The organism is Nocardia thailandica NBRC 100428 (assembly GCF_000308795.1).
GTDB classification, from domain to species: Bacteria; Actinomycetota; Actinomycetes; order Mycobacteriales; family Mycobacteriaceae; genus Nocardia; species Nocardia thailandica.
On record NZ_BAGK01000310.1, the window covers coordinates 1 to 17,271 of the forward strand.

Sequence of the window (17,271 nt, forward strand, 5' to 3'; positions counted from 1 at the left end):
CCGCCGGGCCTCCCATCCGTCGACATCGCGCGCACGGAACTGTGCTCGCTGGACACATTTCGGGCACGCGCCAGCTTCGGTGTCACCGAACGTGGTGGGCACGACGACCCGAACGCCCTTATGGCATAGCGAGTCGACCCAGCCGTGCTCCCGGAAGTGTGGTTCCCGAGGCCAGTTGTCGAATCCGGTAGTGCGCGAGTTGTGCACCGCGTGAATGGTGCCAATGTCGTCGGGGAGCCCTGGCTCTCGCCCACCTCCGGGGCTCGGAACCCACTCGTATCGCTCGAATCCAGCCCAGAGCCCTTGGTGCTTCAAAGAAGTCTCCTTTGCCGCATGGTTGCTGTTTCAACGGTACTGCGCAGGTACGACAGGTGGCGAACAGAAGTGCGGCGTGCCAAGTCTGGGTTTGACATGAGTAGTGGAGTCAAGATGTGCGCATCAGCGAATGGACCCGGAGGAAGGCCGCGCCGATGACTGACCAGCCCGAACCGGAAGACGTCGCCAGCGAGCCGATGATCACCCGCGACCTCCAAGCCCGCCTCGCCGCTGGCGCCCAAACCCTGCGCGACAACCCCGACGCCATCAGCCACGCCCGGCTCGTCGAGCTGGTTGCCGACTGGATCGACGCTGAAGGGCTCATGTGGGAACTCACCGAACGCTACGTGCAGATCCTCAACGGCCTCCAGGTCAACGGCCAGCGCGCATGCAAGGTGTCGCTCGTCGAAACCACCCGGCGGCGGAATCGCCACCCACAGCGAAACCACCCAGCACGCCGAACGCATCATCACCGCCCTCACCGCGCAGGAGCCCACCGCATGACCCGGTATGCCTACGACACCGAGTTCCTTGAGGACGGCCGCACGATCGAGCGGATCCGGGAGAACGACTGGCTGCTGCGCAACATGATGCCGAGCCTGCCGATCACCGGTCGCGCGAGCCTGGACAGGTATATCGCCTACGAGCGCAACATGCTCCCGCGGCCGTCGATCAACTTCGTCAGCGTCGACACGAAAAGCGCGCTGGTGAAGCCGAAGTGGGTGATCGCGAACGAGGTCCGCGAATTCCTGCTCGCAGCACCGGACGTCGAACTGCGGGCCGACTACGCCGCCTACGACCACGTGGCGCTCGCCCAGCTCTGGGGCCGCATGCTTGACCTCCCCGCTGGTGTGCCGATGTTCACCAACGACCTGCAGCAGGCGCCGCGGAACGCGCCGGCCGGGTTCGTGGCCCCGGAGCAGACCGAGGGACAGCACAACGCGCTCACCGACGCCAAGCACGTTCTGCATGTCCTGCATGCACTGAAGGCGCGGTGACCGAGTGACCGCCGAGAGGTTCGCGCCGAAGCGATCGAACGGATCGTGCGCGCGGAATGGGCCGAACACCACCGCGCCGAGGCGAAGCTGGACGGTCGAGCGTGGGAGTCGGAGCGACCTGCGTTCCAACACACCTACCGCCGATGGGCCGCGCGGATGGTCGACGCGCTCGGTGACCTGCTGCCCACGGGTGTCGATGTGCAGTACGGCTGGACAGACCGAGATCCCTCCGGCGTGGTCGTGCATCGCGAACCAGCCCACCGTCGCTACGTCACCGACTGGCAGGAGCTGAACGCATGACCGCCGACACCCCTGACCTGACCGTCGCCGAGTTCGAGCAGATCCGCGAGGCGACGATCCAGCACTCCTACACCTGCGCGATCGACTTGGACTTCGGCCGGCTGGTGGATGTGGTGAACCTCGCCATCGCACGCACCAAGCAGCTCGGGGCGTTGCGTGCCGAGACCCAGCAGAACTACTCGGCGATCCACGCCAAACAGCAGCGCGATGCCGAACGCATCCGCCAGCTGGAAGTCACCCTGTCCGCGGGGGAGTGGGTGTTCAGCACGGCCGACGTCGAAAAGGTGCTCGCCGACGGCCTCTCGTCCATCACGCCGGCGCGCACCAGCGCATGCAAGACGCCATCGCGCGCGCCCGCCGACGTAGGGAGAACCCCGATGCCTGAAATGTCCGTCAAGGACACGGCCATCATGGCCTTGCCCACCGATACCCCCGAGGATCTCGAACGGAAGGCGATCCAGATGCGGGAAGTCCTCACCTCACACGGCGCCCCCCGCACATGATCGAGGAAGGCATCAGGCTCTGGACAGCGATAGCTCTGGACATGCGAGAGAAGAGCTTCCGCACCTTCGGCGAGTGGCACACGTACATGGCGGCCGACCGGTGACCGGCCACGATCCTGACTCTCTGGGAGGCAGCATGAGCATGTCCCGTCGCGTACGCGCGTCGAAACCCACCACGAATGGGTCGTCCCGCTGTACGCCGGCCGCGTCGCGGTCGGTGACATCCTCGAAGCCGTCGCGTTCGCCCGCAGCGGATACGCCGCGCACCACGGCAGCATCCCCACCTCCGACGACTGGGCGCACGTCACCCACGAGGACGACCGGCTGGTCGTCTTCTTCACCACCAGCGAGGTCAAATGACCACCCGAACCCGCACCGCCGCCGCGGTACTCGCTCTCACCGTGCTCGCCGGCGCAGGAGCAACCGCCTGCAACCGGCCGACGCGCTGGTGCGAACTCGACCGCGGTGACGTGCTCGTCGCCGACTCCTACTGCGATGCCGGGCTGCCCGGCTTCGAGTGGGAACCCGACCACGACAAGCCCAAGCACAAGAAGAAGCCGAACAAGGCGAAGGCGAGCCACTGATGGGCTGGGCAGTCGGATAGGACGCCAACTGGCGGCGCGACATCGGATACGGCGTGTCTGCAACCTGCGACCAGACCGGTTGCGGCGCCGAAATCCACCGCGGCCTCGCCTACGTGTGCGGTGGCGAACCGTACAGCGGGAAACAGGCTGCGGGCTCTACATCTGCGCCAACCACCTAGCCTTCCTGCTCGACGGCGAGGACGACGCGCTCCACATCGACGGCGAGCAGCGCTGCGACCGGTGCCTGAGCGACGAGGAACCCTTCACCCCGACGCCGGACCGGCCGGAGTGGATCACACACAAACTGACCGACCCGAGCTGGCAGCGGTGGCGCGACGAACACCCCGACGAAGTGCGGAAGCTCACCGCTACCTAAATGGTGATGACGGAAGCACCCTATTCGCGCGGGAACAGCAGGTTCGAGACCCATCCTGGACGCCGCCGCAGCTCCGCCGATGCACGCAACGCTTGCTCCGCCGTCACCGGAGCGGCGGCAGCGAAGCCCGGAATTCGCACGACGCCACGCGCGATGCGCGCCTGCATATCCTCGATCTTCTTCGTGTCACGACCTGCGTCATAGAGAATCGAGCACAGATCGTCGAACGGGTCTGGCGGGGTTTGCCTGTCCCGAATGATGATCCGACACCACCGCATAGATTTCGATGTCGCCATCGGCAACAGGTCGACTCGCTCGATGTCACCGATCGGGACACTGACCGGTGACTGCTTGGCCTTCCACCGCGGATGGTGGTCGAAATGCTCGAACACCAGGTGGGTAGGTGTCCACGTCAACGACTTCACGATGGCAACCTACCCCCGCCGTCGGGTCTTTGCGTCAGCGTGTCCGTCGGATGTCCAGAACCCTTCACGGCGTTTGACCACGGGAAACGTAATGATCTCCCCCTGATCATTAAGGACACGGGACAGTCTATGTCGTATCGTCGTGGCCTGCTCTGACCCGCTAATCGGCAGGAACACACTCAGATCGATCCATCGTGAAGCGGCCACTGCATAGTGAACGTTGGCTGGCACCCGGAAAATGCAGCTGACCCGGACGATGTCAGGGGCGCACACGATCAGTCCGATGCCACGGTCAGTTGCGCCGTAGGGGTTGAACTGCGTGCTGCTTTCGAAACCCGATGAGGTCATGAACCTCGTGCCCGAGATGTCGAGCTCGTCTCCTTCGGAGGTGGTTAGAGTCAGTCGCTGCCGATAGGCCGGAAAGAACGTATGGGTACCTGGTGTCGTGTCGATGAGGAGTGATGCGTTGAAGTCGAGTGCCGACGGGGGCTCGGGCACGGTGGCTTCCATCTCGGCGTACAGGCGACACTCCGCCCGTATGACGTCGAGCTGTGGAACGGACGCGTGATACCGCAGAGCCGACAGTAGTTCGGCACGCGTAGCGGTACGGTTGGTCGTCCCCTCGCGCCACGGGATAGCCGCGGTCGCCCACCGATATCCACTATGCGGATTATTCGGGTCTCGAGGCGCCTTGGGCAGTTTTACGAGGTATGGCGCTTGGTCGGTCTCGAACTGCAAGGCCATCACCGATCCGTGGTCGGTGACGACGCGAAGCGTTTTCATCGACGGTGCCACGCCGTACGCGAAGTCGCCCTGCATCTGCTGCCACCAGCTTGCGGGGTCGGTGTCGTCCAAAGGGATGATCTTGTGGGAACCTTCGCAGAGCCCGATGATCCACAGGATCGGTTGACCGCCAGCGGCGTTCGCCATACCTGCTAGCTGGCCTGCCTTGTCCAGCTTCGGCCATTCACGCTTCGCCTCGACGGTGTCGTCTTCGACCTTGCCGCCGGCGATGACATGGTTGACGATCTCGTTCACTCGGATCTCGAGCTGGACCTTGTTCACGAACATCCAAGGTACTGAGCCAGCCGAGAGTCAGCGAGGGTTTTGACGGCGGATGGGTCCCCCGATCGCCTGCGCTGAGTGTGTCGGCGGTCCTGCAACGAACCCGCACTGTGCGACGATGCACCCCAGGAAACAGGGGGCTACCAGTGATTTCGTGACGCTCCCTAACCATCTGGAGGGAACACGTTGAAGACCCGACATCTCATCACGGCCGCGCTTGCCGCGACCGTGCTCACCCTGACCGGCTGCTCATCCGACGAGCCGGAGAAGACAACCGCCCCATTCGTGCCCCTGTCCACCACAGCCGCGGCCCCGGCGGTGTCGACCAGCGTCGCGAAGACCCCTGGCGTGTACGCGCCCACCGACACCGGCGTCAGCAAGAGCACCGGCGTCGAGGTGACGATCCTGTCCGTCGAGGACGTGGTGTCGAAGTACGGGCCGGTGACCGTGTTCACATTCCAGCTGTACAACGGTGGGGACAAGGTGATGGAGGACTACAACTGGCCCACACCGAAACTTGTGTACGGTCCACCCGGATCCCCGGCCGAGCAGGTGTTCTCGGGGTCGGAGGGGTATGGGGACGGTATGACCGGCGCGCTTCCGCCCGGCATGCGCCAGACGGTGAAGCACGCGTTCAAGGTCACCAAGTCGGAGCTCAACCCGGCCGTGCTTACTCTCGGTTCGGTGATCTGGCAGGGCGACTGGACCGCCTTCCACCGCTGACCCTGGCGACAGCCAGAAGCCCCCACCCTCTACAAGGTGGGGGCTTCACTGTGAACACCAGGCCCGGCCGCCTGGACGGGAACCCGCCGACTGTGGGTCGCCCCGGCTGTGGACCGGTCGGTACCGGCGTTCGCAGCTGGCAGCTAGCCGCGGCCGGCCGTGCGGCTCCACTACCGACAGCGACGGCCGCTACTACATGCTGCCGATGCTCGACGCCTGGACCGACGTCTTCGCAGCGCCGGGCAAACGCACCACCGGCACCGGGCCCCAGGACTACGTGCTCGTCGGTCCCGGATACGACGGCAACCTGCCCGACGGCATCCCTGTCATCCATGCTCCGACGCCGCACGTTTGGATCATCGCCCGACCACAGACCAACGGCCCCGCCGACTACGCCGCGGTCAACGCGTTCCAGGACGGTCTACAGATCACCACGCTCGGCAAGCGCGCCCCGTTTGAACCCGACCCCACCGTCGACACCAGCGTCGAGCCACTGCATGTGGTCGACGGCCTGTCCGCGGTCGACTTCTTCACCCGGGCGAGCGCGGCTCTGGCTGTCAAGCCCCCACACAGTACCGACTACTCGCAGCTGTACCGGCTCGCACTGCTGGGCATCGCCCCCGGGGGCAAATTCGATGCGGGCGCGTTCGACGCCGAGGCGATGGCTCAGATCGAGGCCGGTGTCGAGGACGCTCAGGCTGCGATCACCCGTGCTCCGCGCACTCTGCTGTCGCCGGTCGATGGCTGGGTAACTCTGCCCACGGGAGTCTACGGCAACGACTATCTCGTTCGCGCGGCGATTGCCAAGGCCGGGCTCGGCGCCAACCCACCCGAGGACGCCATCTACTCGCTGATGCCGACGGTGCGGCGCCCGTCGGCGAGGCCGACTACACCATCCACTTCGACGCGGACACGCTCCCACCCGTCGACGCCTTCTGGTCGATCACCATGTACGGCGCCGAAGGGTTCCAGAGTCCCAACGAACTGGACCGCTTCGCCATCGGCGACCGCGACGACCTCCGCTACGGCGCTGACGGCTCCCTGGATATCCACATCTCCCACACCAACCCCGGACCCGACCACGAATCCAACTGGCTTCCAGCCCCTTTGGGACCGCTCGGCATCACGCTGCGCCTCTACGCTCCCCATTTCGCCGCACTCGACCGCTCCTGGACGCCACCACCGGTACACCGGGTCCGGTGATCACACGTGCATGACCCCAGCACATTCCGTGGCGGAACAGTCTCCGGGAGGTGCTCGACAGACCAACAGGTCAGGACCCAGTCTTGTCCTTCCTGGACCCAGTCCCGAACCCAGCGGTGAACGCGGGGCCACAGGACGCGAACCCGGGGGAGCCCACGTCCGACCACGCTTACCCGGCGCGACGAGGAACGATCAAGCCGCGCCGGAGTTGTGGCCCGTGTAGTTGGTCTACCTGGGCATGAGCTGATGAAACACCGCGAATGCGGCGCGGCATTCCTTCCCTGCTGTGTCGCGGTCCTATTCTGCGGACGACCAGAGGTTTCCTTCGAGGTGAGGTAGGCGCTCATGGCAGCTGGCAAGTTCGAGATCTTCACTGATGCGGCAGGCAAGGCGCGGTGGCGGCTCAAGGCTGGCAACGGGGAAACGATTGCGGCCAGCCAGGCGTATGAGTCCAAGGACGGGGCGAAGAAGGGCATCGCTTCGGTGCAGAACAGCGCGCCGGGTGCGGAGATCGTCGATCTCACCACCAAGTAGCGGGGTGCTGTGCTGCTGACGGCCGGTCACGGGCCGATATCGTTGAGAGGGGTATCCAGGCGGGGTCGGGCGTCGAATACGGGGTGACCTGGGATTCGGGCGAACCTCAGGTCGCCGGAGCTCCCAGGGTTGTCGGGTAGGCCAGCCGCCTCACCTTTGACAACCCTGGGAGCGTCGAGAGGGCTGGAATGTGCCCGGCTCACGCCGGCCGGCCCGCTGTGGGGAAGAACAGGTGGGCGGGGGCAGGTCCGCAATCGGTTTCCGTGCGGCTCACAGCCCTGCCGCCGCCCACCGCCCCACGTCCGACGAGCCGTGGGGCGGTGGTGGGCCGGGCGTGGTCAGTGGGCCGAGCCGGAACGAGGCAGGCCTCACCAGACCTCGTGGTAGACCGGCGGGATTGCAGGCTTCGCTGTGGTAGCAGTGGCCAGTTGGGCACACAGGGCGGGGCTAGCTTGGCTACGCGGACGGACCCGGAGAAGGGACCCTTTCGGCGGTGATGAGCTGCACACGGTGTGGTGGTATCCAGTCTGTGAACCCGACGCGGAAGGACGCGTGCTGGCCGGATCTGTCCCGGGCGTGGATGAGATCTTGCAGGGGCCGGCCGTATTCGACGCGTATGGGGCCGGACCAAAGCCGCTGGAATTCGGGGATGGCGATCAGCTGGCGCAGCAGCCGATTGGTGTGCGGGGAGTCGCGGAAACGGCCAGCTGAGGCGCGCAGGCAGGCGACGGTGTGGGCGCGTTCGTGTTCGATGTCGAGCAGGATCTCTTCGGCGGCTTGGCTGAACTGCCATAGTGCCAGCGACTGTAGTTCGTCTATGCCAGAGAGGGTTTCGTGGAAGACCCTATTTGCGAACAGTACGTTCCATAGTGGGTCGACGTAGGCGCCGAGGATGCCGCGACGATCCAGGTGGTCGAGTTGTTCGCGCAGGATCGGATCGGCCTGGATTCGTGCGCGTACGTTGCTGTCGGCGTCGAGGTGTTCTGCTGGGGAGCTGAGTTCGCGTAGGTGGCGGGTCAGGTCCTCGTCGGCGTCGTAGGCGGTGACGAGGTGTTCGATCATTTGCTCGGTCGGGCGGTGGCCGTTCTCGAGGCGGGCAAGATGGGCGCGGCTGATGGCGGCGACATCGTCACGCGTGAGTCCCAAGTCGTCGCGAATTCGCCTAACGGTGTCGGCGAAATTGGGCACGATTGCCCAATTGTTGCGGCGCGAAGTTTTCCGGTTTTCGATCCGCTTGCTACGGGTTTTCGATCGCTTTGTCATGTCTCCCCCGAGATGATGTGTCTCATGTCACAAAGATTGAATGTTTGATGCGAAGAAGGCCCCCCTAATTCGCCATTCTTCCTACCAGAGGCCCTTTGGGGCTGCAACTCAGATGGGTTGCCGGGGGCTGTGATTGGTGCGGGGCCGCCCATCGTCGATCGCGGTTCCGTGACCTGTATCACGAAATTTCCCCCCACTCGAAAATTTCCTCATGACTCATAAAATGAGTCATTTTTCCAACTGCCGCTGCATCGGTCCCATTTTCGGATGACTCATCGTCGGGGGTCTCATTTTTGGAGTCATTGCGGCCCTGGCGGAATGGCGGATTTCGGGGTTTTGATGGTGGCGGAAACAGTTCCGTCGAGAAAGGCAAATCCGTGGATCCGTTCGTGGTTATCAGCTACCTCAACGCCGGCCTAGCCCTGGTGTCCAACGTGCTCTCGCTGGCCGGGCAGGCCGCGCATCTGGCGCTGACCCTGCTCTGAGCTGCCAAGACGTCCATGCTCGCCGTCGGCTCGGGCACCACGCCCGGTCGGCGGCCCGGACCGGACGCCAGGTCGAACCGAATTCACGCCCCGTGTCGGGCGAATCACCAACCCCGCGCTGCACCCTTGCACAGAAAGGGCTCCTTCAGCCATGCCCGAGAATGCTTCTGCCACACCCCAGTCGGGAGGCGGCCGCCACCACAAACGGCTACCGCGCCACGGCAACCTGATCCTGGCGGGCGCGCTGCCCCTCGCGATCGTCTGTGCCGCTGCACACGCTCACGCCGTCGATCCGCTTACCGCGGTCGCTGATCAAGGGGGCGTGACAAGCCCCGCCCAGCCGGGCTCGGAAACCCCCGCTCCCGCCGCCCCGACCGAACCCGTTCCGGAGCCGGAACCGGCTGCGCCGCAGTACTACTCTCAGCCGCAGGAGGTGCGCACTGCGCCGTCGCGTCCGGCGCCGAAGGCCGACGAGCCGGTGGAGCCGGTGCGGATCGAGGAGCTGCATCTGCCCGAGCCGGTGGAGCCGGTCGCGCCGATCGTGCCCGAGGAAGGCACGATCCGGATCGGGCAGTGGGAGACCCCGAGCCCGGACTGGTTGCCGGTCGAGGTCCGCGACACCATCAACAACACCGCCGCCGGAGCCGAAGCCCAGATCGCCACCGCCCTGGACTCGGTCGGAATCCCGGCTGGACGTTCGGACCGGGTCAGCGGCGCGGCCCTGGCCGGAGCCGGCATCGGCGCCGCCGCCGGCGCGGCCGCCCTCGGTGCCCCGGCCGCCGCGGTCGGTGGGACGGTCGGCGGGCTGATCGGTGGCACGGTCGGTGGGATCGCTGGTGCCGCACTGGGCATCGTGATCCCGGTCCCGATCATCGGCGAAGCCACCAGCGGCGTCGCCGGCACCGCCCTCGGCGCCGCCGCCGGCGCCGCGGCGGGCGCTGCGATCACCGGCGTCCCGGCCGCGGCCGTCGGCGGTGTCGTCGGCGGCACGATCGGCGCCGGGTTCGGTGCGGGCGTCGGAGTCGGACAGTGACCGCTACCGCACGCACCCCCGCAGGGCTCGCCGCCATCGTGCTGGGTGCGGCAGCGATCACCGCCGCCGCACCCATCGGCCCGGCCGCCGCGGTACCGCTCGACGGTTGCCCGGCCCTCTACATCCTGGGGGTGCAGGGCACCGGCCAGTCCTCACCGACCGCCGACCCCCTCGCCGACACCGGTGTCGTCGGATCCCTGATCGGCCCCGTCGTCTCGGCGGCGCCGAGTTTGGTGCAGCGTGCCTATGTCGGTTACAACGCCGGGTTCGGTGGCATCGTGCCCGGCGGCGGAGCCGACCCCTACGTCGACTCGGTAGCCGGTGCCCGCACCGCCTTGGACGCGGCGGCGACCCAGGTCGCGGATGCCTGCCCGGGCACGCTGCTGGCTGCGGTCGGCTATTCCCAGGGTGCGCAGGCGGTCGCGGACTTCGCCCGCACTGTCGGTGCGGGCAATGGTCCGGTTCCGGCCGAGCGTGTGGCGGGGGTGGCGTTGTATGCCAACCCCGACCGCGACGTGCTGGAGCCGGTGTTCCCGGGCCGTCCTGGCCAGACCGTCCCCGACCCCGCGCCCGGTACCTCGGGTGCGGCGGTCGCAGGCGTGCAGATCCTCGCGGCACCGGCCGGTGGGGCGGGGATCGCGACGACCTCCGAGGGGTATGGGGCGCTCACCGGGCGGGTGGCCGACATCTGCAGTGACGGCGACCTGGCCTGCTCGGCGCCACCGACCGCCACCTTGCTGCGGTTGGCAGCCCAGGTCTTCGCTCACGCCGACCTCACGAACCCCGTCGCCGCGGTCGCCACCCTCGGCGCGACCCTGGCTGAAGCGCTCGGTGACACCTGGAAGACCGTCGTCCTCAACGACTTCCAAGTCGTGGGTACTCAGGTGGCCTACGCGCCGCAGATGAGTCTGGGCGAGCGCCTGGTCGAGGCCGCCGACCCCCGCTCGGCCACCGTCGACGCGGGCGCGGCCGATGCCCAATGGGGCGAGATCACCGCAGCGGTCGCGGCAGCACCGTGGCAGGTGCCCGGCCTGCTGGCCGCTCTCGGGGGAGCGTGGGGGCAGTTGGTGGCCGAGAACGCCGAGCTGGTTGACCCGGCGGTGTGGTTGCGCTTCGCGGACACTGTCGGCCGGCACAACGGATACGCGTTGACCGGGCAGCTCGCGTCGGGTACGGCGTGGATGATCGCGCTGGCCCGTGATGCGGCGGGGGACGGGTCATGACCGGTGCCGTCGATGACTTCTACGCCAACACTCCTGTCAGTTCGGGGCGCGCGCCGGGAGTCATTCTTCGTTCGCGGGGTGTCACGGTGACGCATCCCGCTGGTGTGGGGCGTGCCCAGCAGATCGTCTACACGACCACCGCTGGGACCGGATTTCCAGTCGCGGCGTCGGGGATCGTGCTCGACCCCCGCACCCCCTCCAATAACGGCCGTTCCCGGCGCGAGGTGGTGGTCTTCTGCCCCACCTTCCACGGCCTGGGTGGCGCGTGCGCGCCGTCGCAGCTGCTCGTCGCGGGTGTCGAGCCGGACGCTGCGAGCATCGCCGCGGCGCTGGCGATGGGCTGGACGGTCGCGGTCCCCGACGGAATCGGGCTCGGACTCATCGGCGCCGCACCGCACCATTTCCTGGCCGCGAAGTCCGGCGCGCACGCCGCACTCGACCTCGCCCGCGCCCTCACCACATTGAATACCGCCGGGCGGCAGTCGAACCCGGTTGCGGTGTGGGGCTACGGCGACGGCGGCAGGATCGCTGCCGCAGCAGGCGAGCAGCACCCCACCTACGCGCCGGAGGTGGATCTGCGGGCGGTCGCCGCTGGTGCGGTCGTCACCGATCCCGGCGCGCTGATCCCCAGCATCGACGGTGGCCCGTTCGCCGGGTTCGCCTTCGCCGGCATGGTCGGTTTGGGGCGGGCGTATGCGCATCTGCCGATAGATCACCTGCTCACCGACGACGGGGTGCGCGCTATCACCGCCGCCTGCACGGCAGATGCTGCCACTCTGCTGGTCGACTACGGGTCACCGTTGGGGCGCTGGTGTGAACGGCCGGATCCGTGGCTCGACCCGATCTGGCGTCACGTCCTGGCCAGCGAGGTGCTGCCACAGCAGACCCCGATCGTGCCAGTCCATCTCTACCACGGACTCCTCGACGCACTGGTACCGATCGAAGCCACACGGGCGTTGTTCGCCGACTACAGCGCCCGCGGGGTGCAAGTGAGCTGGTCGCAGTACGACGCCACCCACCTCGCCACCGCCGACCTGGGCACCAGCGACGTCTTCACCGCGATCCGTAACGGGTTCACCGACTCCCCATCCACATCCTGACCAGCTCCCGCACGCCCGCAGCTGCCCCACAGAAAGGAACGAGCACATGACCTGCAGCACTCTCGAGACGAAAAGCTCACGCCACGGCGCGCGTTGGACAGCCGGTGCGGTGATCGCGGCTCTGACGATCACGGTGGTGACCGGGCCCGTGGCAGCCGAACCGGCGCCGTCGACCTCGCCTTCTCGCAGCGGTTCGACCACGACGACGGTGGCACAGGCTTGCCCCGCGCTGTTCGTGATCGGGGTGCAGAGCAGCGGGGAGGGCGCCACCACGACCGGTGGCGATGCCGGGGACACGGGCATGCTCGGGCAGGCCTTCGCCCGCGTGGCGGCGGCGAGCGCGGGTTCGGTGCAACGCACCTACATCGTCTACGGCACCGAAACCGACAGCAGCTCGTCGACCTACGGGGCGGCGGTGTCGGCGGCGGCGGAGCGGATCGAGCAGAGCGCGGTCGAGGCCATCGGCCGCTGTCCTGCGGTGCGGGTCGCGGTCGCCGGCTACGCCCAGGGAGCGGCGGCTGCCGCGTCGTGGGCCGAACGAGTCGGTGCCGGCGGCTCGGCGGTCCCCGCGGACAGTGTCGCCGGGGTCGCGCTGGTAGCCAACCCCGCTCGCCGCGCCGCGGCCACGGTCCTGCCCGGGACAGACTCGGCAATCCCGGCGGCCGCGCCGGGCACCGACGGGACCAACGTGCGCTCGATCGTGTTGTCCAACACGGGGTTGTCCGGGGCGGGCATCGCCGCTGCCGCGACGCCGGTCAGCTACGGCACATTGATGGGCCGGGTCGCGGATCTGTGCGTGGCCGGGGACGCGACCTGTGATGTGCAGGCCGGCAGTCCGCTGCTGACCGCGGTGGCCAACATCGCCGGCCAGGCCGACGGCAAGGACCCGGTCACCGCGATCGGAGTGGTCGCCGAAGCGTTGGCTTCGACGGTATTCACGACCGCGGTCGGCGTGGTCAGCGACGACCTCTCCGGCGGCAGCCTCGATCAGCTGTCCTATGACCCGAGCAAGACCCTGGGGCAGCGGATCGCCGAAGCCTCCTCGCCCACCGCGACAACCGCCACGAGCAGCGACGCGCTCTCGGCGCTGTTCAAGATCGGGGCGATCGGGTTGAACTCGGTGATCACGGTCGCGCAGAAGGTGTTCACCGCCTCCACGATCACCGAACTGGCCACCGTCGGACTCACCAACCCGGCCGCGGCCGTGGCGGCGCTGGCGGTGAAAGTCGGTGAGGCGGTAGTGGATCTGGTTCCGCCTCAGACCATCAGCACCTGGGTGAGTTCGGCGTTCGAGGCCATCACCTCCACGATCACCGACACCAGCGACCTGTACACGACCTCGGGCACCGCGCAATACTCCGACAACGTCGGCCGCCGCTCCAGTTACACCAGCACCTCCGCGACCAGCTCCGGGACGAGCCCGATGACCGCGGTCGCGGACTGGTTCACCGCCCTGGCCAAAGACCTCACCCACCTCCCCCCGACCAGCCCGGCGTCGACGACAGCGCCGAGAGCTACACCATCGACGCCCACCGCCTCGGTCGCACCGTCCGCGACAACCACGTCCGCCGCGCCGTCGGCGACCACTATCGCGCCGGTGGCGACGAGTTCGTCGCCGGTCCACGCGGTGACCACGACACCGCGTCCCTGAACCCCTTCGGGGTGCGCTGCAGCACCAGCGGGGTCGTACCCGACTCACCCCGCCGGTTTCTTCCACCCGGTGGGCAGCGCCCCCGAAGGGCCCTACCCGACAGCCGATCCCGAGAACGGAGGTGACCATCTATGACGAACGAACCAGCCCACCACGGCGCTGCCTGGCTCGACAACCGTGCTGACATCGAGACCTCGTCGGTCGTCCTGCCGGCTCGGGCATCGGCCGCCGCACCCGCACAGGGTTCCGCATGGCTCGACACCTCCGACATCGAGCCCACACCACCACCCCGGCCGCGCCGACTCAGTGTCGCCCGTTGGGCTGCGGCTGCGGGCTTGGCGGTCACCGCAGCCGCGCTGGCGGGCGCGGTGATCAGTAACGCGCTGACCGCGCGCGAACCCGCGCGATCACTGCCACCGGTCACCGTGCCCTCGACACCGGTGTCGTCCTCGCCGGCACACACCGGCAGCAAAGCCTGCCAGGCGTTAACCGGTGACGTCGTCGGTGACGGTCCCGGAGACACCGTGACGATGGTGGGGGCGATCCTGCGGTTCGAGCACGCCTACTACGTGCGCCGCGATCCCGACCTCGCCCTCGCGGCGACCGCGCCGGAAGCGGGACTCCACCGCGACGCTCTCGCCGCGGCGATCACCGCGCTGCCGGCCGGGACGACGCACTGTGTCGCGGTGACCGTGCGCACCGAGGCCTTGGCCGAGGTGCATCTGGCCGAACAGCACCCCGACGGTCGCCGCATGGACTACCTGCAACTGATCAACGTCGCACCCGGCCCGTCGGGGCTGGTCATCGTCAACATCCAGAAGCGGGGCGGCTGATGAGCCTCTCTGCAGCCCAGGACCTTCCACACCGAGATCGGCACGGACAGCGGGACCCGTTGACAGTGGCGGTCCCGGTCGGCGACCGCGCGGCCGGGGTACGGGCAGACGCCCTGCCCGTCACCGGCGAGCACCCGCCATTGTTCGCGGTCCTGGGCGCACACGGCGGCGCCGGAGCCTCGACCCTGGCCGCGTGGTGGGCGCCCGCTGCCGACAGCGGCCGCACCTGGCCCGCGTCCCCCGAGACCACCCAATTGGTGGTGATCGTGGCACGGCTGTGTCTGCCTGGGTTGGTCGCGTGTCTGGACCGGTTGCACGAATGGCATGCCGAGGTCACCCCCGAGGGGGTGCAGGTGCTCGGTGTGGTGCTGATCCCGGCGCGGCCGGGCCGGGTGCCGCGGTCGGTGCGCCGCTACTGCGCCAACGTCACCGAGATGGCGCCCGTGGTGTGGGAGATCGGCTGGCACGACGGGCTTCTCGAGACCGAGCCCGAACACCTCGCCAGTTCCCGCCCGTTCGACCCGCCACCACCGCGACGGGCGGACCTGCATTCGGCGGTGCCGCCCGATGTGCACCGCGTCGGGGCGGCGGTGATCGACCGCGTCCGCCACCTCCATCACTCGAGATCCGCGTCCCCTGCTCCGGAGGTTCGATGAGTACCCTGTCCACCCTCGGCGAGGGCCTGGCCGTCCTGGCCGAAGAAATCAAAGTCATCCCCACCCGACCACCGGGCGCGGAGAAGCTGACCAATCTCGTCGGCTACCTGTCGTGGCTGGTCATCTTGGCCGGGGTCGCCGCCCTGATCTATGCCGGCGGCAAGTTCGGGTGGGAACGCTGGCACGGCGGTGCCGTCGAATCCCCCAAGATCGTGGCCGCGGCCCTCATCGGCGGGATCATCGCCACCACCGCCGGCACCATCATGAACGCCGCCGTGTCCGGAGGCGCCTGATGCCCGCCTTCGAATCTCAGCCTGGCTTTCGTCTCGGTGAACACGACGCCGAGCAGGTCCTGACCGGCAACGGCGGTCATCGACTCCGCCTCACCTGCCTCGGCCCGAGCCAGGCTCCAGCGATAGTGGTCTATCTCCACGGCCCGCTCTCCGGGCCGGCCCGATTCGCGGCGGTGGCGCAGCAGGTGCAGGCGCAGTCGGAGGGCCGCGTCAGCCAGCTCGCCTACCTCCAGCGCGGCCATCACCCCGAGGCCACCGAGGGCGCGGCCATGACGTCGATACTCGATGACCTGGACCTCGTGCTGGGACATGCCACCGGAGAGGTGGTGCTGGTTGTGCAGTCGCTGGCGGCGATCGTGCTGCAGGAATGGCTGTACCGCCATCGCGGCGACCACACCCTGGCCGCCGCCGCGATCGTCGCCCTCTCACCGGTCACCGCCCTGCCCGACCCAACCGGCAGCCTCGACCCCGACCCCATCCACGCGGTGCGGCAGGCAGGGGAGGTCTTCATCGCTCAGCTCTCGTCGGAGTTCGGCACCGACGAAGCGTGGCTGCGCGACAGGTTCGAACCCGCCCGCCGGCTACTGCGCTCTTACCGCCGCCAGCCCGCGGACTTGGCTGTCGTCGAAGACATGCTGCGTGCCACCCCCACCTGGGTGCTGTCGGGGCGATGGGACCCCATCGCGGGCCTCGGCGAGGTGAGCGAGTTCAGCGAACGTATCTGGGCAGAACACGACACCATGCCCACCGCAGGCCACGACCTGGCCAACCATCACCGCAGCGAGGTCGCCGACACCATCACCCAAGCGATCCAGATCGTGCACGAGTCCGCCCGCTACAGGATCCGCTGATGCTGGCCAAACAGCTACCCGCGCAGGTCCTTTCGCCGCTGGTGCAACTCGTGGGCTGGCTGGCGTGGCTGGTGCTGCTGCTGTGTATCGCCCGCACGATCTGGGTCAGCGGACAACTCGCGATCCGCATGTACCGAGACGAGGCCGTCGAAGGCCTCATCGCCGCCCTGTGCGCTGCGGTCCTGCTCGGATCGGCCAGCGCTCTGGCTGTCGCCCTACTCCCCACCTGACCGAAGGATCCACGATGCCTGCCACGAAATGGCTGCTGCCACTACTGCTGGTGAGCGTGGTCGGCTGCGGCCACGACACCAACCCCACCATCCCTGACCCCCCGGCCTCTACCACCGCGCCCCTGGTCCCCTCGGGGTTGTCGTGGCGGAGCTGGCAGGGCGTCGAACTGCCCTACACCAAGCAAGGCCCGGCCCACGCCGACGGTGCGGTCGCCTCGGGGTTCGACCGGTCACCGGCCGGTGCCGCGTTGGCCGCGATCCATGCCTCGGTCCGCATGGCGCTCGCCCCGGACGGGCAATGGCCGCAGGTCGGACAACACATGCTGGCCCCCGGCCTGGCCCGGGACGCTTGGGCGACCGCGCGAGCGCAGGTCTCCATCACCGGCCCCGCCGGCGACGACGCACCCTCCATCCTCGGCTACTCCCTCGCCGAGTATTCCGAGGCGCAGGCGCGGGTGCAGATCTATGCCGGCTATCGCGACCAGTCCCTGACCTGCCACAACACCACCGTCATCTGGCACGGCAACGACTGGCGCCTGACCCTGTCCAACCCCGGCGACACCGCGATCACCGCCGTCACCACGACACCGCCCGACTTGGTCGCCCTGACCCACCCCTGAGGACACA

21 protein-coding genes and 1 pseudogene are annotated in these 17,271 nt (G+C 68.0%); 19 read left to right on the forward strand and 3 right to left on the reverse strand.

The genetic code is table 11. From position 1 onward, the window contains the following. The first annotated feature begins 431 nt into the window (after positions 1–431). The 5 genes from ON36_RS36500 to ON36_RS31415 all read left to right on the forward strand — a co-directional run bounded on the left by ON36_RS36500 (position 432) and on the right by ON36_RS31415 (position 3,076). Positions 432–1,313, forward strand: a complete 882-nt coding sequence (locus ON36_RS36500; RefSeq protein ID WP_245558283.1) for a hypothetical protein — start codon at positions 432–434, stop codon at positions 1,311–1,313. A 45-nt stretch (positions 1,314–1,358) separates the two neighbouring features. Next, positions 1,359–1,613 carry a hypothetical protein gene (locus tag ON36_RS31400; RefSeq protein WP_043661408.1) on the forward strand — a complete coding sequence of 85 codons (255 nt, stop codon included), beginning with the start codon at positions 1,359–1,361 and terminating at the stop codon, positions 1,611–1,613. After that, positions 1,610–2,116 carry a hypothetical protein gene (locus ON36_RS31405; RefSeq protein WP_043661409.1) on the forward strand — a complete coding sequence of 169 codons (507 nt, stop codon included), beginning with the start codon at positions 1,610–1,612 and terminating at the stop codon, positions 2,114–2,116. Before ON36_RS31400 ends, ON36_RS31405 begins: the two co-directional genes overlap by 4 nt. A 356-nt stretch (positions 2,117–2,472) precedes the next feature. After that, positions 2,473–2,700, forward strand: a complete 228-nt coding sequence (locus ON36_RS31410; protein WP_043661412.1) for a hypothetical protein — start codon at positions 2,473–2,475, stop codon at positions 2,698–2,700. Between the two features lie 115 nt (positions 2,701–2,815). Continuing rightward, positions 2,816–3,076, forward strand: coding sequence for a hypothetical protein (locus ON36_RS31415; protein ID WP_218001268.1), 261 nt, complete (start codon positions 2,816–2,818; stop codon positions 3,074–3,076). Positions 3,077–3,096: 20 nt separating this feature from the next. Here ON36_RS31415 and ON36_RS31420 read toward each other — a convergent pair whose 3' ends face one another. Both ON36_RS31420 and ON36_RS31425 read right to left on the reverse strand, forming a co-directional pair. Next, positions 3,097–3,501: a hypothetical protein gene (locus ON36_RS31420; RefSeq protein ID WP_157225111.1), complete on the reverse strand. Its 405-nt coding sequence runs from the start codon at positions 3,499–3,501 to the stop codon at positions 3,097–3,099. 9 nt (positions 3,502–3,510) lie between these two features. Then, positions 3,511–4,566, reverse strand: coding sequence for a hypothetical protein (locus ON36_RS31425; protein ID WP_157225112.1), 1,056 nt, complete (start codon positions 4,564–4,566; stop codon positions 3,511–3,513). 186 nt (positions 4,567–4,752) lie between these two features. On the opposite strand from ON36_RS31425, the gene ON36_RS31435 reads away from it, so the two are divergent. The 4 genes and pseudogenes from ON36_RS31435 to ON36_RS31445 all read left to right on the forward strand — a co-directional run bounded on the left by ON36_RS31435 (position 4,753) and on the right by ON36_RS31445 (position 7,026). Continuing rightward, a complete protein-coding gene (locus ON36_RS31435; RefSeq protein WP_157225113.1) occupies positions 4,753–5,289 on the forward strand; it encodes a hypothetical protein in 537 nt (178 codons plus the stop codon). 205 nt (positions 5,290–5,494) lie between these two features. Continuing rightward, positions 5,495–5,662, forward strand: a pseudogene (locus ON36_RS36505) (DUF1254 domain-containing protein); the annotation flags it as partial. A gap of 521 nt (positions 5,663–6,183) precedes the next feature. Further along, complete coding sequence (locus ON36_RS36510) at positions 6,184–6,492, forward strand: DUF1214 domain-containing protein (RefSeq protein ID WP_245558290.1); 309 nt, start codon at positions 6,184–6,186, stop codon at positions 6,490–6,492. A 345-nt stretch (positions 6,493–6,837) separates the two neighbouring features. Further along, positions 6,838–7,026, forward strand: a complete 189-nt coding sequence (locus ON36_RS31445) for a YegP family protein (RefSeq protein ID WP_043661421.1) — start codon at positions 6,838–6,840, stop codon at positions 7,024–7,026. 456 nt (positions 7,027–7,482) lie between these two features. Here the strand turns inward: ON36_RS31445 and ON36_RS31450 are convergent, their stop codons facing one another. After that, positions 7,483–8,289: an MmyB family transcriptional regulator gene (locus ON36_RS31450; protein ID WP_083885583.1), complete on the reverse strand. Its 807-nt coding sequence runs from the start codon at positions 8,287–8,289 to the stop codon at positions 7,483–7,485. 918 nt (positions 8,290–9,207) lie between these two features. On the opposite strand from ON36_RS31450, the gene ON36_RS31455 reads away from it, so the two are divergent. The 10 genes from ON36_RS31455 to ON36_RS31500 all read left to right on the forward strand — a co-directional run bounded on the left by ON36_RS31455 (position 9,208) and on the right by ON36_RS31500 (position 17,264). After that, positions 9,208–9,807 carry a hypothetical protein gene (locus tag ON36_RS31455; RefSeq protein WP_052314588.1) on the forward strand — a complete coding sequence of 200 codons (600 nt, stop codon included), beginning with the start codon at positions 9,208–9,210 and terminating at the stop codon, positions 9,805–9,807. Then, positions 9,804–11,030 (forward strand): cutinase family protein, encoded by a 1,227-nt coding sequence (locus tag ON36_RS31460; RefSeq protein WP_245558284.1) that lies wholly within the window; start codon positions 9,804–9,806, stop codon positions 11,028–11,030. The genes ON36_RS31455 and ON36_RS31460 overlap by 4 nt, the downstream gene beginning before the upstream one ends. Then, positions 11,027–12,130: a lipase family protein gene (locus tag ON36_RS31465; RefSeq protein ID WP_083885584.1), complete on the forward strand. Its 1,104-nt coding sequence runs from the start codon at positions 11,027–11,029 to the stop codon at positions 12,128–12,130. The genes ON36_RS31460 and ON36_RS31465 overlap by 4 nt, the downstream gene beginning before the upstream one ends. Before the next feature lie 208 nt (positions 12,131–12,338). Further along, positions 12,339–13,781 carry a cutinase family protein gene (locus ON36_RS31470; RefSeq protein ID WP_169334760.1) on the forward strand — a complete coding sequence of 481 codons (1,443 nt, stop codon included), beginning with the start codon at positions 12,339–12,341 and terminating at the stop codon, positions 13,779–13,781. 335 nt (positions 13,782–14,116) lie between these two features. Further along, positions 14,117–14,614 carry a DUF8176 domain-containing protein gene (locus tag ON36_RS33195; protein WP_052314591.1) on the forward strand — a complete coding sequence of 166 codons (498 nt, stop codon included), beginning with the start codon at positions 14,117–14,119 and terminating at the stop codon, positions 14,612–14,614. Positions 14,615–14,673: 59 nt separating this feature from the next. Continuing rightward, on the forward strand, positions 14,674–15,270 hold the full coding sequence (locus ON36_RS31480; protein WP_157225114.1) for a hypothetical protein: 597 nt from the start codon (positions 14,674–14,676) through the stop codon (positions 15,268–15,270). Next, on the forward strand, positions 15,267–15,563 hold the full coding sequence (locus tag ON36_RS31485) for a hypothetical protein (RefSeq protein ID WP_043661427.1): 297 nt from the start codon (positions 15,267–15,269) through the stop codon (positions 15,561–15,563). The genes ON36_RS31480 and ON36_RS31485 overlap by 4 nt, the downstream gene beginning before the upstream one ends. Next, positions 15,563–16,414, forward strand: a complete 852-nt coding sequence (locus tag ON36_RS31490; protein ID WP_157225115.1) for an alpha/beta fold hydrolase — start codon at positions 15,563–15,565, stop codon at positions 16,412–16,414. The genes ON36_RS31485 and ON36_RS31490 overlap by 1 nt, the downstream gene beginning before the upstream one ends. Then, positions 16,414–16,644 (forward strand): hypothetical protein, encoded by a 231-nt coding sequence (locus ON36_RS31495; protein ID WP_043661431.1) that lies wholly within the window; start codon positions 16,414–16,416, stop codon positions 16,642–16,644. The genes ON36_RS31490 and ON36_RS31495 overlap by 1 nt, the downstream gene beginning before the upstream one ends. A gap of 14 nt (positions 16,645–16,658) precedes the next feature. Further along, on the forward strand, positions 16,659–17,264 hold the full coding sequence (locus ON36_RS31500; RefSeq protein ID WP_052314593.1) for a DUF8175 domain-containg protein: 606 nt from the start codon (positions 16,659–16,661) through the stop codon (positions 17,262–17,264). The last annotated feature ends 7 nt before the right edge of the window (positions 17,265–17,271 follow it).